The organism is Photobacterium sp. WH77, from assembly GCF_022014395.1.
GTDB lineage: Bacteria > Pseudomonadota > Gammaproteobacteria > Enterobacterales > Vibrionaceae > Photobacterium > Photobacterium arenosum.
On record NZ_JAKLTE010000002.1, the window covers coordinates 1 to 16104 of the forward strand.

The 16104-nt window shown below is 51.9% G+C and carries 10 protein-coding genes; 7 read left to right on the forward strand and 3 right to left on the reverse strand.

Annotated features, from left to right (window positions below):
• A partial coding sequence (locus tag L6J37_RS02440; RefSeq protein WP_237794040.1) for a hypothetical protein occupies positions 1–1289 on the reverse strand: 1289 nt, incomplete at its 3' end.
• A complete protein-coding gene (locus L6J37_RS02445; RefSeq protein WP_237794041.1) occupies positions 1286–1648 on the reverse strand; it encodes a hypothetical protein in 363 nt (120 codons plus the stop codon). The genes L6J37_RS02440 and L6J37_RS02445, both read right to left, overlap by 4 nt.
• A 569-nt stretch (positions 1649–2217) precedes the next feature.
• Here L6J37_RS02445 and L6J37_RS02450 point away from each other — a divergent pair.
• From L6J37_RS02450 to L6J37_RS02460, 3 genes are all read left to right on the forward strand, one after another.
• Entirely contained in the window at positions 2218–3588 is a 1371-nt protein-coding gene (locus tag L6J37_RS02450; protein ID WP_237794042.1) for an MBL fold metallo-hydrolase RNA specificity domain-containing protein, read from the forward strand.
• A gap of 171 nt (positions 3589–3759) precedes the next feature.
• Positions 3760–4926, forward strand: a complete 1167-nt coding sequence (locus L6J37_RS02455; protein ID WP_237794043.1) for a nucleotide sugar dehydrogenase — start codon at positions 3760–3762, stop codon at positions 4924–4926.
• Positions 4927–5061: 135 nt separating this feature from the next.
• Complete coding sequence (locus tag L6J37_RS02460; protein ID WP_237794045.1) at positions 5062–5451, forward strand: hypothetical protein; 390 nt, start codon at positions 5062–5064, stop codon at positions 5449–5451.
• 114 nt (positions 5452–5565) lie between these two features.
• On the opposite strand, the gene mnmC is transcribed toward L6J37_RS02460, so the two are convergent.
• Complete coding sequence (gene mnmC, locus L6J37_RS02465) at positions 5566–7593, reverse strand: bifunctional tRNA (5-methylaminomethyl-2-thiouridine)(34)-methyltransferase MnmD/FAD-dependent 5-carboxymethylaminomethyl-2-thiouridine(34) oxidoreductase MnmC (protein ID WP_237794046.1); 2028 nt, start codon at positions 7591–7593, stop codon at positions 5566–5568.
• Between the two features lie 204 nt (positions 7594–7797).
• Between mnmC and fabB the strand changes: the two genes are divergently transcribed.
• From fabB to L6J37_RS02485, 4 genes are all read left to right on the forward strand, one after another.
• A complete protein-coding gene (gene fabB / locus L6J37_RS02470; protein WP_192015088.1) occupies positions 7798–9012 on the forward strand; it encodes a beta-ketoacyl-ACP synthase I in 1215 nt (404 codons plus the stop codon).
• Positions 9013–9279: 267 nt separating this feature from the next.
• On the forward strand, positions 9280–10446 hold the full coding sequence (locus L6J37_RS02475; RefSeq protein WP_237794047.1) for a 4-phosphoerythronate dehydrogenase: 1167 nt from the start codon (positions 9280–9282) through the stop codon (positions 10444–10446).
• Positions 10443–11456, forward strand: coding sequence for an aspartate-semialdehyde dehydrogenase (locus L6J37_RS02480; protein ID WP_192015090.1), 1014 nt, complete (start codon positions 10443–10445; stop codon positions 11454–11456). The genes L6J37_RS02475 and L6J37_RS02480 overlap by 4 nt, the downstream gene beginning before the upstream one ends.
• Before the next feature lie 268 nt (positions 11457–11724).
• Positions 11725–16080 (forward strand): FimV/HubP family polar landmark protein, encoded by a 4356-nt coding sequence (locus L6J37_RS02485; protein ID WP_237794048.1) that lies wholly within the window; start codon positions 11725–11727, stop codon positions 16078–16080.
• Positions 16081–16104: the final 24 nt, after the last annotated feature.

Here is a 16104-nt window from a genome sequence, read left to right on the forward strand (position 1 = left end):
GAACCATCCCAGTATTCACTGTATTTATAGCCATTGAAATCGGCAGAAGATATATCATCGGCTATAAGGGTGATGTTTCCAGAAAATGTATTTGGGTATGAAAAGTTTTCCTGGTAGCTAAAATAGGTAAGTGTTGCTTCAGAGAGCTGAAGTTTTAAGGTGTTTACCTGAGAAACTTCTGAGGTACTGCTCTCGGAACCATAATCTTCAGGTGACGTATTGCTATAGTTCCTTTTCTCTTCTTTGGTAATATTGGCACTCAACACAACATGGCTTTGGGAAGCTTGTAACCAAGCATCATTATAGTTTGCACTTAATTCGTTTAGCGTGATGTTAGTATGCACTTCTTCTGTTGAAGTCTTTATGCAGTAATCTGAGTAATTACAATTCTGGTCGGTTCCAGTAACCGTTTTGGTGCTATGGTCGTAAGAGCCTGTGGCCACCAGCCATACACCATTTTGCTGAACGGTATACTGGTCGCCGTTTTTATATACGTCGTAGCCATTCCTAGTGAACCACAAATTATCCTGAGAGTTGGAATTTGACTTCATGACTTCACTAATGGCAATGATGGCGCCATTGACATTTTCCAGCAACATTTCTGTATCTTCCTGCGCGATACTGCTTATATCGCCCAGTTCGTCAGCAAAGTTTGTTAGCCCGGTATTCAGATCCCCGCCATCAGACGCGGCAGTATAGACAGTACGGATTTGTTTGATGAAGTCTTTGGCCTGCACGACGGCGTTAGCGACGGGTTTGTCAATATCAATACCAATCTCGATATTATCCGGATTAATGGCTGAAACATCCTGCTCGGCATTATCCAGTTTTGAACCCGTGTTGCCCTGATTATTCGAATGGGCTTTTGCCTGACTGACTACCTGAGTGGTATCAGCCTGGATCTGGCTGACGACATTTTTATTCACGGCCAGTTTGCCATTGGCATCATAGTCAATTAAGTCATCAATATTGACATTGCCACTCTTGCGGCTTTGTTCTATCGATGCCGACAGAATGGCAGCGCGCAGATCTTCGTTGTCTGAACCGGCAATGGCACTCGCATCGGTAATGTCTACTGAGCCCATTTCCGTAATAGGCTTGGTCAGGCCGAGCGCTTTCCCGATAATGGCATTGCTGTTGTTGACTATGTCAGTCGTTAGATCCAAAGCGCCGGTCAGTTCAATGGCTTTTTTAGCTGCCAGATTGGTCAGGCTGTTAACATTGGCGGTTTTGATTTCACCTGAAGAAGCAATAACGGCCAGCAGTTTGAATTCGTCTGGAACTGTCATCCGCTCGCATCCTGACAGCCAACGTAGTCACATTTCATTTGGGTGCCTGTGCCTTTGGTCACAACAACCAGCAGGGCTTTATTGGCTGGAAGACCTGTCAGAGAAAACTGGCCTTTTTCATTTGTTGTTGTCGTGAGCAACGGAGAAACACAGCGTTGCTGGCTGGTATTGGCGACTGTGGCTTCACACACGGCGACCTGGCCTGACTTCACTATCCCTTTATTGACGACACCTGCCGTGGTGATCTCTGTTGGTGAAGTGTTGGAGTCTGTACTATCGTTATTACTCCCGCTGCCACCGCCACAGGCGGTTAATCCCAGCGAGGATATGATAAGTGTCGCCAAAACTGACTTTTTCATGATATTTCCTTTGAATAAATATGAGAGCCTGAGGCTACTTTCAATGTGCCTTTTATTATTGGCTGCAATCGAGCTTGCTATCTGTGCGCTAGTCTGTCGGCCAGTTCGCGCAGTAATTTATTGCGATAAGCTTTATAAATGAATTGCTGAATAAATAAAGCCTTGATCCCAGATACAATGTGCATTTCATTTTTTAATGATGAAAACTGTGAATTGCTTCATTAGTTTCTTCTGCAATTTGATACCTGCCATAGAGCCTTGGTTCTGTGCATCGGGTGTTTTTTGAGCGGGTGACGAATTACGCAATGGCACTTAAAGCGTGGTAAAAGCCGGGCAAGCGTCCAGTAAAAAAACGGACAAAAGCCCGGTGAAAAGTAAGGTCAAAAGGATGACTGAACCTGATGCGGCCTGACTAAACGGACATGCCGTCGAATATTTGAAATTAACCTGTGTTGGGCATGAAAGTTTTTCGTGAATTCAGTCGCGCAATTTTGCTGTTAATGTTTCACCTGTCATTAACTTTGTCATGCTGGGTGAATTATTTAATCTCTTAATACCAGGGGAATAAGGTGAATATTTTACACCATGGAGCCAGGGACGGGGTGACCGGTTCTTGTCATGAGCTACAGCTAGGAAGATACAGTCTGCTAATCGATTGCGGTGTGTTTCAGGGCGAGGAAGCCAAAGTCAGCAACGATATTACCTTTCCTGTTGAGCCCATTCGGGCACTTATTCTGACTCATTGTCATATCGATCATGTCGGCCGTATTCCCTGGTTATTAGCGGCTGGCTTTCGCGGGCCGATTTATGCCACAGAAGCGACAGCAGCCTTGTTGCCTTTGATGCTCGAAGATGGACTGAAATTGCAACTGGGATTGAGCGATGAAAAGTGCGAAGCCTTTATCCGGTTGGTGCGCTCTCAGCTAAAACCTGTGCCATTTGATTGCCGGGCGCAGATCATGCTGCCGGATGGCCAGGATGTCAGCCTGTCATTTCGCCAGGCAGGCCACATTTTAGGCTCGGCTTATGTCGAGTTACTGCTGTCTGATCGCCAGAAAGTGGTGTTCTCCGGCGATCTTGGCCCTAGTAATACCCCGCTGCTGGTCGACCCTGAACCGCCGCTGCATGCTGACGTACTGGTGCTGGAAAGCACCTATGGCAATAAGCGTCACCCTGGCGTGGCAACAAGAGAGCAGGCGTTAAAAAGCGTGGTCGAGCAGTCGTTAAAAGACGGCGGGGCTATTTTGATACCGGCGTTCAGTCTGGGACGCACTCAGGAACTGCTTTTTGATTTGGAAAACATTGTAAACAATGAAATCAGCCAGCCCTCTGCGGAGAGTCCGTGGCTCAATTTGCCGATTGTGCTTGATTCCCCCTTAGCCATGAAAATCACTCAAGCCTATCAGGGCTTTAAGCGGTTATGGACCAAAGAAGCCAAGGCAAGGCTGGATAACGGTCGCCACCCGCTGGATTTTGATCAGTGCACCCAGATTGATACACACAGCGATCATATCGGCTTGGTTAACCGTCTGCAGGCCAGCGGAGAGCCGGCCGTTATTGTGGCTGCCAGCGGGATGTGCAGTGGCGGGCGGATCATGAATTATCTGGAGGCTTTGCTGCCTGATCCCAGAACCGATCTGCTGCTTATTGGCTATCAGGCCAGGGGCACACTGGGCCGGGAGCTGCAAAATGGCGCCAAAGAAGTGATGATTAACAATAACCGCATTGAAGTGAACGCCAGAGTGCACACTATGACGGGGTATTCAGCCCATGCCGATCAGCGGGATCTGATCCGTTTTGTGAAGGGCATTGAAAAAGGGCCTGCTGAAATTCGTCTGGTGCATGGCGACAGACCCGCTCAGGAAGCACTGGCGCGACGCTTGCAAAAGGTCAAACCGGATGCAAAGGTGATAGTTTGCGCAAACCTGAACCAGGATTAAGTCATAGCTTGCATCAGGACTGTCTTTCGATACTCTATTCTGCGCGATAACACAGTGATAGCTGAGCAGTATATTCAATCCGTTTAATGGGCTTTGTCATCTGCATTCCATATCAACCCATTAAGCTGGGGCTATCATTGTTGTTAAGTAGGCAGAGTTTGAGGACAGATAATGAAAATAACAGTAGCGGGAACAGGTTATGTAGGCCTGTCGAATGCTGTATTACTGGCACAAAACCATCAGGTTATTGCGCTGGATATTGTAGAAGAGAAGGTAAATCAGCTTAATCAGAGGCTCTCTCCCATCGTTGATACAGAAATCAGCGAATACCTCAAACACCGTGAGTTGAACCTGACGGCCACGACAGATAAACACCTCGCTTATGAAAATGCCGATTTCGTCATCATAGCAACGCCAACCGACTATGATCCGGTGACCAATTATTTTAATACTGCATCAGTGGAATCTGTGATACGCGATGTTATTACCATCAACCCTGATGCTGTGATGGTGATTAAATCCACGGTTCCTGTCGGTTATACCCAGCGGGTAAAAGAAGAGTTCGGTACTGATAACGTTTTGTTTTCACCTGAGTTTCTTCGTGAAGGCCGGGCGCTGTACGATAACCTGTATCCATCACGCATTATTGTGGGTGAGCAATCGCTGCGGGCTGAAACCTTCGCAAATCTGCTGATCGAAGGCGCGGTTAAAGACGATATTCCGGTGCTGTTCACCCATTCGACCGAAGCGGAAGCGGTGAAACTGTTTTCCAATACTTATCTGGCGATGCGGGTGGCTTATTTCAATGAGCTGGACAGTTATGCCGCTGCGCATGGCCTGGACAGCCGTGAGATTATTCAGGGGGTAGGACTGGATCCGCGCATTGGCACCCACTATAACAATCCTTCGTTTGGTTACGGTGGTTATTGTTTACCCAAAGACACCAAGCAATTGCTGGCAAACTATCAGGAAGTGCCGAATAACCTGATCCGGGCCATCGTTGATGCCAATTCCACCCGCAAGGACTTTATTGCTGAATCCATTTTGCGCAAAAAGCCCAGGGTGGTGGGAGTGTACCGCTTGATCATGAAAAGCGGCTCAGACAATTTCCGGGCATCATCGATTCAGGGCATCATGAAGCGCATTAAAGCCAAAGGTGTGGATGTTGTTGTTTACGAACCTGTGCTGAAAGACGATGAATTCTTTCATTCTGCGGTGATTCGTGACTTAGCGGAGTTCAAGGCAATGTCTGATGTCATTGTGTCGAACCGAATGACGCCAGAGCTGGAAGATGTGCTTGAGAAAGTCTACACCCGTGATCTGTTTGGGGCTGATTAATCAGAGAGTTCCGACCAAAATGAGTGAGTGTCTTACTTTTCTTGCGGTTTGATTTCGACATAGATCACAGAAAATTAGCATCCCTGTCTATACTTGAGTTACCTCTTTGGTTATTTGAGATGGTCAGGGACTGCTATGAGAACTCTTGCAAGAATCCTTACGGGGATCGATTCCCGAAAGCCCGTCATTGCGCTAATGGCGGCTGGAGTAATAGTTGCTGGAATGATGATGAGTGTGGGTGTAAGTGCGGCAGAAACGGCAACAGAAGTGCCCGCTGTGCCTAAGGCCACATCAACCCCAGTGACGACCCCTTCTTCGGCAACGACATCTTCTGCGACAACCTCGTCGGCAACTGCCTCTAAAGGGTCTGCGGCGGGCATCACTACGGCGTCTGCGGCATCAGCAGGGGGCTTAACGGCCACTGTGGTTGCTGTCGGGGTGGCCGCTGTGGTGATAGGTGTTGCGTTATCGGACACCGGCGGCGGTGATGATAGCCCTGCGCCGCCGGTCACCAATCAGCAATAGTCTGAACCTCGCCTGAGCGGTATCACTGCCGGGTATTGAGTGCTCTCCTCACATAAATGGGGAGAGCCATTACGGCTGAGCGCTACCACATTTTGCATGACGCATATTGCTGAATCAGCTTTCTACCGCTTTTCCTTTGAGTAATTTGCGTACCCACATCCGTCCCGGATGCAGAGCATCAAGGACACTCAGAGGCAGTGGCAGTGGATCTCCGCATAACTGGGACGCCAGCACTTCGCCCAGCAGCGGCGCTGAGCTGAGACCGCGGGAACCCAGTCCTATCATGGCATAGAGTCCGGAATAGACAGGCACATCCGCGGCTTCGCTTTGCTGCTCCCGCAGTTCGGCATACTGACTCAGCAACTTCTCAAAGCGGCAGACATCCCCGATGAAAGGCAAATGATCCCGGCTGGCGCAGCGAACACCGGTTCGGGCATCCTGTGCGGAGACATCGATGGCTGTTGGCCAGTCAACAGCGGGCAGACACTCTGCCAGCCGCGTCTGGTTATCCTGATGTTCTTCTGGCGAGAAACTCAGATCGGTACTGTTGCGGCGATAACTGGCGCCGATACAGTGCGTTTGTGTGTCTGGATTGACCGGCGTCAGATAACCGTCGTAACACAGAACCGATTTCAATTGCGCCAGTTCACCCTGGCTGGGCACATGGCTGACCTGACCACGGACTGAGTAGGCAGGGATATCCCGGGTCTGCGCGAATTCTGCAAAGCGATGCCCATTGGCAACAACCACGGTTGAATGGATGAATTGCCGGTTATCACGGCTGATCAGCGACCACCGAGCGCTGTCATTCTGGCTCAGGATGGTGATGTCAGTATCAGTATGCAGCGACAAACGTCCTGTTGCCTGTGCCTGTTGAACAAGGGCGCGTGTCAGCGCTTGCGGGCACAGCCAGCCGCCAAGCGGGTAGTGCACACTGCGGTGACCGGTTGTTACGCCTGTGATGGCCTGAGTCTGTTCGACATCCAGGGCATGAACGACATCCTGCGGAAAGCCGCCGCTCAGCATCTTATCCAGTTTTTCTGCCGTTTTCTCATTCCAGGCCAGTTGAGTGACGCCGCACCAGTCATGGCTGAAATCACTGACTGCAGCAGCCTGTTCGACAAACTGCCGGGCGTAGAGATAAGCCGGGGCAAAGAAACGACTGAGCGCATCGTTGGAACCATTCAGCAGCGGGTAGACAGCACCCTGGCGATTGCCTGATGCTCCTTCTGCGGGCAGGGCGTCGGCACAGTAAAGGCTGACCTGAACGCCGCGCCGCACCAGTGCCAGTGCGGTCGCGGCTGATCCTATTCCGCCGCCAATGATAGCCACATCGGATAAATCTGCAGCGCTCTGGCGGGCATACCAGGGGGCAAAACTGGCTCCCTGGCGGCGTTCAGACAAGGTGCCGGCCAACATATCTCGCTTGTAGCCGAACCCTTTGACTTTTTTCATGTCAAAACCGGCATCGTTCAGTCCGCGGCGGACAAAACCGGCGGCGGTGAATGTGGCGGCGGTACAGGCTTCGCGGGCCAGTGCTGCCATGCCGTTGAAGAGATCCTGGTTCCACATCTCAGGATTTTTACTGGGGGCAAAACCATCGAGAAACCAGGCGTCGACTAACCCGCCTGCTGGGGTCCATACTTGAGGAAGAGAGGTTTTAATGTCACCAAACCACAGGTCCAGGGTGATCATGCCATCTTCCAGCACCAGGCGGTGGCAGTCGGCAACGGCCGGTGGATAATGAGCATGGAGCTGACGAGCAAGATCGGCCAGCTCAGGCCAGGATTCATGGGCTTTGATCAGATCCTCACGGGTGACAGGAAATTTTTCGAAACTGATAAAATGCAGCTCTTTAACACTGGCGTCCGGGTTCGCCTGACGAAAGGCTTTGAACCACTGCCAGACCGCAAGAAAATTCAGACCCGTGCCAAAGCCGGTTTCTGCCACAACAAATCGGCGGCGGTCAAAGGTGTCCCAGCGCGTCGGCAGCCCATTCTGCTGCAAAAAGACATAACGTGTTTCTTCGAGTCCGTTGGCATTGGAGAAATACACGTCGTCGAAATCGTGAGAAACTGGCGTACCGGCTTCGTTCCAGTCCAGAACGGCATTTTCAATCTGTTTAGGCGACGAATGGGACAAAAGAAAACCTCTTAGTAAAGATAACGTGATGATTTTTTAAGCAAGAAATGTGAAATGCCGCTATGTCTTACAGGCAAACTTTGGTAAAAGATCATCAACTGACCACGATAAGTAGCGGATTGTAACCGATCACGGGGAAAGCTGACCACTTAAGCTTACTAAACCCGTTATCATCACCGCGTTAAATGACAGTAGGAATTCATCATGAAACGAGCCGTAATTACAGGCATGGGTATCGTATCCAGTATCGGTAACAATGTGAAAGAGGTACTGGATTCTCTGAAAACAGGTAAGTCAGGCATTAACTTTTCTCAGCAGTTTGCAGACGCAAAACTGCGCAGCAATGTCTGGGGTGACCTGAAAATGAACCCGGCTGATCATATCGATCGTAAAAAAATGCGTTTCATGGGCGATGCCGCAGCCTTCGCGTATTTGTCTATGGAACAGGCAATTGAAGATGCTGGTCTGACTGAAGAGCAGGTCTCTAATGAACGTACTGGTCTGGTGGCTGGTTCGGGTGGCGCATCCTCGTATAACCAGGTTGCAGCCGTAGATATTCTGCGTGAGAAAGGTGTGAAGCGTGTCGGCCCTTACATGGTACCTCGTACTATGTCATCCACCGTGTCTGCCTGTCTGGCAACCCCATTCAAGATTCGTGGTGTCAACTACACCATGAGTTCTGCCTGTGCGACATCTGCGCACTGTATCGGCCACGCGCTGGAGCTGATTCAACTGGGCAAACAAGACGTTGTATTCGCCGGTGGCGGTGAAGAGCTGGACTGGTCACTGACCATGATGTTCGATGCCATGGGCGCGCTGTCAACCAAGTACAATGACGATCCATCAAAAGCATCACGTACCTATGATGCCGATCGCGACGGTTTTGTGATTTCCGGCGGCGGCGGCATGGTTGTCGTGGAAGAGCTGGAGCATGCTCTGGCACGCGGCGCGAAAATTTACGGTGAAATCGTCGGTTATGGCGCGACATCGGATGGTTATGACATGGTTGCCCCTTCAGGGGAAGGCGCAGTGCGTTGTATGAAGATGGCGATGCAGGATCTGGATGCACCTATCGATTACATCAACACACACGGCACCTCAACGCCTGTGGGTGATGTGAAAGAGCTGGGTGCCATTCAGGAACTGTTCGGCCAGAACAGTCCGGCGATTTCAGCCACCAAAGCCATGACAGGTCACGCTCTGGGTGCTGCCGGTGTTCATGAAGCCATTTACTCCACGCTGATGCTGGACAATGACTTTATTGCCCCGAGCATTAACATTGATAATCTGGACCCGGCGGCAGAAGGCCTGGACATTGTGCGTGAAACCCGTGATGCCAAGATGAAAACCGTGATGTCGAACTCGTTTGGTTTCGGCGGCACCAACGCGACGCTGGTGATCAAGAAATACGAAGCCTGATAAGCCGGCATACAGATGATGCTTTATGCAGAGTCTGTATCCCCTGATTTCCAGGGCGGCGCGATACTCAGGGTTTCCTGTATCGCGCCAGTATTCAGACGCGGCACTTATCGAGTGTTCTTCCCCATCCTGGATGTTTAACCCGGTATTTATACCGGGTTTTTTTGTCGTTACAGAATGGCTAGTCAGTCCGAGCTTTTCTTGACATCTGCCAATTTTTTCCCATGCTAGTCCGCAATTGATTCGCGCTACTTTTTCGGAGCCCCAATGAAAATCCTTGTAGATGAAAACATGCCTTATGCGGTTGAACTGTTCAGTCGTTTAGGTGAGGTTATCGCCAAGCCTGGCCGCACACTGACAGCCGAAGATCTGGTTGATATTGATGGTCTCATGATACGTTCGGTCACCAAAGTGAATGCCGATTTACTGGCAAAAGCCGACAAGCTGCGTTTCATTGGCACGGCAACCGCCGGTCAGGACCATATTGATCAGGCCGCGGTGGAAGCGAAAGGGATTGCCTACACAGCCGCGCCGGGCTGTAACAAGGTCGGGGTGGCTGAATATGTGCTAAGCAGCCTGATGGTGCTGGGCCAGCAGCAGGGTTTTTCGATTTTCGACAAAACGGTAGGGATTGTCGGGGCCGGCAATGTCGGCTCGTATCTGGCAGGCTGTCTGGATGCCTTAGGTATCCGCTATTTGCTCAATGATCCCCTCAAAGAAGCGGAGGGTGATCCGCGGCAGTTTGCCTCGCTGGACACTCTGATTAAGCAATGCGATGTCATCACCCTGCACACACCGTTGACAAAGCAGGGCGATTACCCGACCCATCACCTGGTGGATCAGGCGTTTCTTTCCCGCCTGAAAGACGGGGCGATTTTGATCAATGCCGCCCGGGGCCCTATAGTCGACAGCCAGGCACTGAAACATGCCCTGCAGCAGTCGCAAACCGGTCAGGGTAAAGCACTGACGGCGGTACTGGATGTGTTTGAGCATGAGCCTTTGGTTGATCGCGAGCTATTGCCTTTGCTGGCATTTGCCACCCCCCATGTGGCAGGTTACGGCCTGGAAGGCAAAGCCCGTGGCACGACTATGATTTTCAATAGCTTCTGCGAATTTCTTGGCCGCGACGACAGAGTAGAAGCGGCAGAATTGTTACCGGTTGCGCCTGTGCCCTTGGCACGGCTGAGCAGAGAGTGGGATGAAGACACGCTCTTCACCTTGATTCAGTTGATCTATGATGTCAGAAAGGATGACGCCCTCTTTCGCCGTAAGATGCAGGCGGTCGATGATGCCGCTATGGCGTCGGAATTCGATAAGATGCGAAAAAATTACTGGGATCGACGCGAATACAGTGCGGTCACGGTAGAAGGTCAGGGGCATTTTGGGTTAGAGTCGCTGGCTAAATTAGGTTTTACTGTTGAGGAAACACCATGAGTCAGGAATTTGATATTGCCATTCTCGGAGCCACCGGTGCCGTTGGGGAAGCCATGGTTGAGGTGCTGGAGGAGCGTAATTTTCCTGTCCGTAACCTGTATCTGCTCGCCTCCGAGCGCGGTGCGGGCAAGACGCTGCGATTTAAGGGTAAAAGTGCCCGTGTGACCAATGTCGAAGACTTCGACTGGACGCAGGTGCAGCTGGCGTTGTTTTCTGCCGGTTCTGAGGCCTCTGAACATTGGGCGCCGATTGCCGCCGACGCGGGTGTGGTGGTGATTGATAATACCTCATGCTTCCGCTACGACCCGGAGATCCCACTGGTTGTGCCGGAAGTGAACCCGGAAGCGCTGGCCGATTTTCGTAATCGCAACATAGTGGCCAACCCGAACTGTTCGACGATTCAGATGCTGGTGGCCCTGAAGCCGATTCATGATGCTTATGGCATCGACCGGATTAACGTGGCGACTTATCAGTCTGTTTCAGGCTCGGGTAAGAGTGGCGTGAATGAACTGGCTGGCCAGACGTCCAAGCTGCTGAACGGTTTGCCGGTGGAAAACAAAGTCTACTCTAAGCAGATTGCTTTTAATTGCCTGCCGCAGATCGACGAGTTCATGGATAACGGCTACACCAAAGAAGAAATGAAAATGGTGTGGGAAACCCAGAAAATTCTCGGCGATGCCAATATCCGCGTGAACCCGACTTGTGTCCGTGTGCCGGTATTCTACGGCCATGCGGAAGCTGTGCATGTGGAAACTTGTCAGCCTGTGATTATTGAAGAAGTGATCAGCCTGCTGGAAAATGCCGATGGCATCGAAGTGTTCCACGGCAGCGAGTACCCGACCCAGGTGGTGGACGCTATCGGCAAAAACCATGTCATGGTCGGCCGTATCCGGGAAGATATCAGTCACCCTTGTGGTCTGAATATGTGGGTGGTGGCGGATAACGTCCGTAAAGGCGCAGCGACCAACAGCGTGCAGATTGCAGAGAAACTGATCCAGGAATACCTGTAAGACACAAAGCGAGTTGTTCCGGCCACCAAGCGGCCGGATACACCCGGCGATTCAGAGGCGTGCGAATGAGCACGCCTTTGAGTTCCTTTAGCCAATTTCTTGATCTTCACAGTAAAAGCCGGGCATGGTGATTGACATCAAGCCATGGCAGGCAACAATCACTTTTAATGTTCACAAACGCCTGTCGTTTTGCATTTACGCTCAAGTATTCTGGCTACAGGCCGAAGAATTCCTAGTTTACTATCTCTGCCAGAGAGGACAGCAGGCAGTGTCTGACTCATCAAATAAAATGAAACGTGCCATCTTACCGGTCGTTATCGCATCGGCGGCTTTGCAGCTTCCTGTCGCCGTTCAAGCGAACACTGTTCGAATTATGGGGCCGACCGATCAGGTTGCTGAGCCCGTACAACCACCGGCGCCTGCGGTGTCACCCGCGCCATCGCCCCGACCCGCTGTGACTCAGCCTCGCGCGGCCACGTCGCGTCCAGCGACGGCTCCCGGCAATCGCTCTGTCGGTATTTACGGCCCGACAGGCGAAAACGAAACCTTATGGTCCATTGCGTCGCGGTATAAGCCCAATGACAACGTTTCTATTTATCAGGTCCTCGGGGCAATTTTCCGTGCCAACCCTAATGCCTTCACTGACAGCAATATTCATGGCCTGATCCCGGGTAGCCGCCTGAGAATGCCGACCATGGCTCAGATTCAGGCGGAAAATGCCGATCAGATACGCAATCGCGTAGAAACTGATCTTCAGCGCCGTGAGCAGTCGCGCGCGCGCGCGGGTAACGCGGGCAATACGACCGGAGGTAATAATAGCCGTCCGGCATCAGCACAAGCAGGTACGTCGGGGGCAGGATCGACTTCTGCTCCCAGATCGGCGCCAGCACCGAAACCGGCCGTACCTGCGCCACAGGTTCAGGCTCAGTCTCCTTCAGTGCCTGCCAGCACACCAGAACGCCCAGCCGCACCAGCAGTGTCATCCACCGCGCCTGCAGCGGGTGTTGCCGCCGCTGCCGCAGGTACGGCGAATGGTGCCCTTTCGCCTGCGCTTCAGGAGCAGCTTGACACCTCAGATGAAGAGCTGACCAAATTACGCGAAAGTAATCAGTTGCTTCGTGTTCGCTTGTCTGAAATGCAGCATGAAATTGGTGCGCTGAAAGAACAGCTGGCGGGTGACGAGGAGCTGCGCGGCGAAATTCAGTCATTCATTGACCAGCAAAAAGTGCAGCAAGGCCAGCTTGACGCGCCGCTGGTCGAACAACCGCCACTTCACTGGCTGGATAAACTGGTTGCAAACCCGTGGGCACTGGCAGGTGCCGCTTTGATTCCCGGCAGTTTAATTGCAGGCTTACTGGCATTTTTCGTTGGCCGGCGCCGTAAAGAGGAAGACACTACTCCCCCTGTCGCTGAGGTAAGCAAAGAAGCGCCTAAGCCTATAGTCACTGATCTGGACGATGATGAACCGCATCTGGGGCTGGACAGTGAAGACAGCAGTCTTGACGATCTGTTTGATGATAAGACGCCGCAGGACAATCCGATCTTCTCGGACAACCTGTTTGATGATAACGATGCAGAGCTTGATGAGCTGGATCTGACGGACGGGCTGGATGACGCCTTTGGCAATGAATTGCCAAAGAGTGATATCTCGGTTAAGAACAACGATCAGGCCATTGGTCTCCAGGATATGGAGCGTGCACTGGATCAGATTGATCAGGCGCCGCCGCAGGAAAAAGAAGACAGTCTGAGTGGCATTTGGGACAAGCCTTTCAGCGCACAGGATAACGAAGAAACGGACTTTGATCTTGCCGTTGGTTTACTGGAAGACGAGGACGCATTGCCGGCAAAGCCCGTCGAAGACAAGCGCAATGACGATCTGTTCGATGCCTTTGCTGACAGTGAACTGACAGGTAATAAAGCCGACAGTATTGAGCTTGGCATGCTGGATCAGGACATTCTCAATGAACTGATGCAGGATTTTGAACGTGAAGGTGACGTGCAAAATGAGCCCGCCAGCTCTGCGGTTAACAATGCCCGGGCTGACAGCATTCAGGATGACAGTGCTGAAGCGGATTGGGAACTGGACGATCTCAATAGTGACTTCAACCTGGATGCCAGCAGCACCGAGTTACTGGACGAGCTGATTGATGATCAGGAAAGTGATGCTGACAGCGACTTTGAGCTGGATGAAAACAGTACGGTCCTGCTGGACGAGTTGCTGGATGAAGATAACCCCAACGAGCAGATCGATCCTGAGCTGGATGCTGAAGAAAACACAGATGAAGACAAAGATGTTTTCGATGAGCTGCTGACACTGGATGAGGAAGACCCTCAGGAAGAAGAGGATACTGTTAGTGCGGATGACATCGACGATCTGATTTTTTCTGAAAAAAAAACCGTCGATGAGCACTTAAGTGATCTGGATGACACTGAGACACAAAGCGAGCCGCCTGAAGAATACCTTCAGGGCATGGCCGATGTCGGTGACTCGGTTTCAGATGGTACAGAGATCCAAGACTCTGCCCCTGATGAATCTGACACTGGTATTTTTGACGCTGAGCCTGAAGCTGAGAAAGTGGCCGATGCAGCGCCACCACCAGCCGCAGTTCAGGCGGCGACTGATGAAGCAGAAGCAGAAGCAGTCGCTGAATCTGAATTTGAGTCAGAATCAGAGCCAGTATCTGAGCCAGAAACGACAGCCAGCCAGGATGATATTGATAGCCTGTTGAGTGACGTCCAGACGGATGACTCAGTCGTTATGGAATCTGACAGCGCAGATTCGGCCCCGGACGACAATATCGAAGCCGAGGATTCAGGCGCTGTGAATGAACCGGTTTCACACAGCGAAGCACCTGCAACTGAGATTGGCGATACTGAAGCAGAGCCAGAGAAAAGTGAGTCTGCTGAGCAAGACGCAGATGAAGGGGCAGCAACAGAAACGTTTGCCCAGCAGGTTGCGGAACACACTGCACCTGACGCCCAGGATGTGGTTGCTGAGCCTGCACCGGCTTCACCAGACACCGAGTCGGCGGAAGATCACGATACCGTGCAGTGGCATCACGACAGCGATGAAGCCAGCCAGTTGATAGAACAGAACCCGTATCTGAAATCGGAGCTGGCTGAAAAGGCTGTCGATGAGGCACAGGTTAAGGCACAGGAGCAGGCTCAGACACAAGTACAGGCTGCAGAGCCTGAGTTTGTGGACGACGAGCAGGTACATGAACATACCTCGGCGCTGGATGCAGCAGCGGAGCAGCCCGAAGCAACACTCGATCCTGCCTGGGATGAGGCCGTTGCCGGACGCCAGGAACCTGTGTTCAACCTGGAGGAATTTCCGGAGTTCGACGAAGAAGCTGCGCTGCTCGATCCTGAAGCTGTCTCGTGGCAAGACGATGAGGATGACAAAGACTGGTCTGATGATGATGCCCAGGCCGCGCTCAATAAAGTCTCGGAGCAGTTACAGCTGGCCGCGCAGGCTGCTGAGCGAAACGGTGAGCTGGCTGAGACAGATGCAGAACCAGCGCAGGCAGTACCGGCGCAAGATGCTCCTTCATTACAAGATGATTCTGCGTCGCAAGAGGCTTCTTCCGGGCAAGAGACTGCCGGGCAAGCCGTGCCTATGCATGGCAAACCTCAGTATGAATATGCGGTGATTGATCCGACGACCTTGCCTGAGTTTGATGAAGATGATGCATTGAATGCCTCATTTGAAGAGCAGATGGAGCTGGAGCAGTACGAGCAGGAACTGAAGCACGGCGATGAAGCACAGACTGTCCAGCCTCAGCCTCAGCCTCAGCCTCAGCCAGAGCTGAATGAACCCTGGAGCGATGAAATGATCGACTCCGCAGGCTTGGATATGGCGGCGTTGCTGGCAGAACCTGAGCTGGAAGTGCCAGCTATGCAGGCGTTTGATGAGCTTCAATCCGATGAGACACTGCCTTCAATGCGCACCGAAGACAGTGCGGATGCTGAGCCTGGGGGGGAACTGTCTGATCTTGCGTTGCCTGATGCCGACGCTCCGGCTGAGCCTGAATCTTTGCCGGAGCCACAGCCTGAATCTGAACCCAGAGCAGAACAAAACAATCCCGATGAGTTCGAGCATGAACAGTGGCTGCTACATGAAAGTGTGCCGCTGTCCGAGCTGGATGATCAGGAGCTGTCGCCGGAAGAAAACGCCATCTGGGGAGCGGATATCCCTGAGCCTGAACTGGAAAGTGAGGACTGGGGGGAGCAGCCGCCGCTCTCTGAACAGACTGACGAGCCTGTGGACGTCGCAGATACTCAGGCAGAGAGCCAGCTGATAGCCTCAGCAAGTGACAATGAGCCTTACATCAGTATCGATGAACTGATGAAAGAGCTGGAAGGGGAGTCGGATCCTGAACTGGATTCAGCACCGCTCAAGCTGGATGTGGGGCTGGATGAGTTTCCGGATGTGTTAGCCGGCATTGGCGATATTGATGTCGACGGTGCGGGTGAATACGCCAGCAAACTCGATTTGGCCAAAGCCTATCTGGAAATGAATGACACTGACGGGGCATACTTTTTATTGGAGGATGTGGCTGAAAACGGTGATGGCGATGTCAGCCGTGAAGCTGCGAATCTGTTATTAAAGATGGATCGCTGATCATTTCATCAGACTGAACAGGAA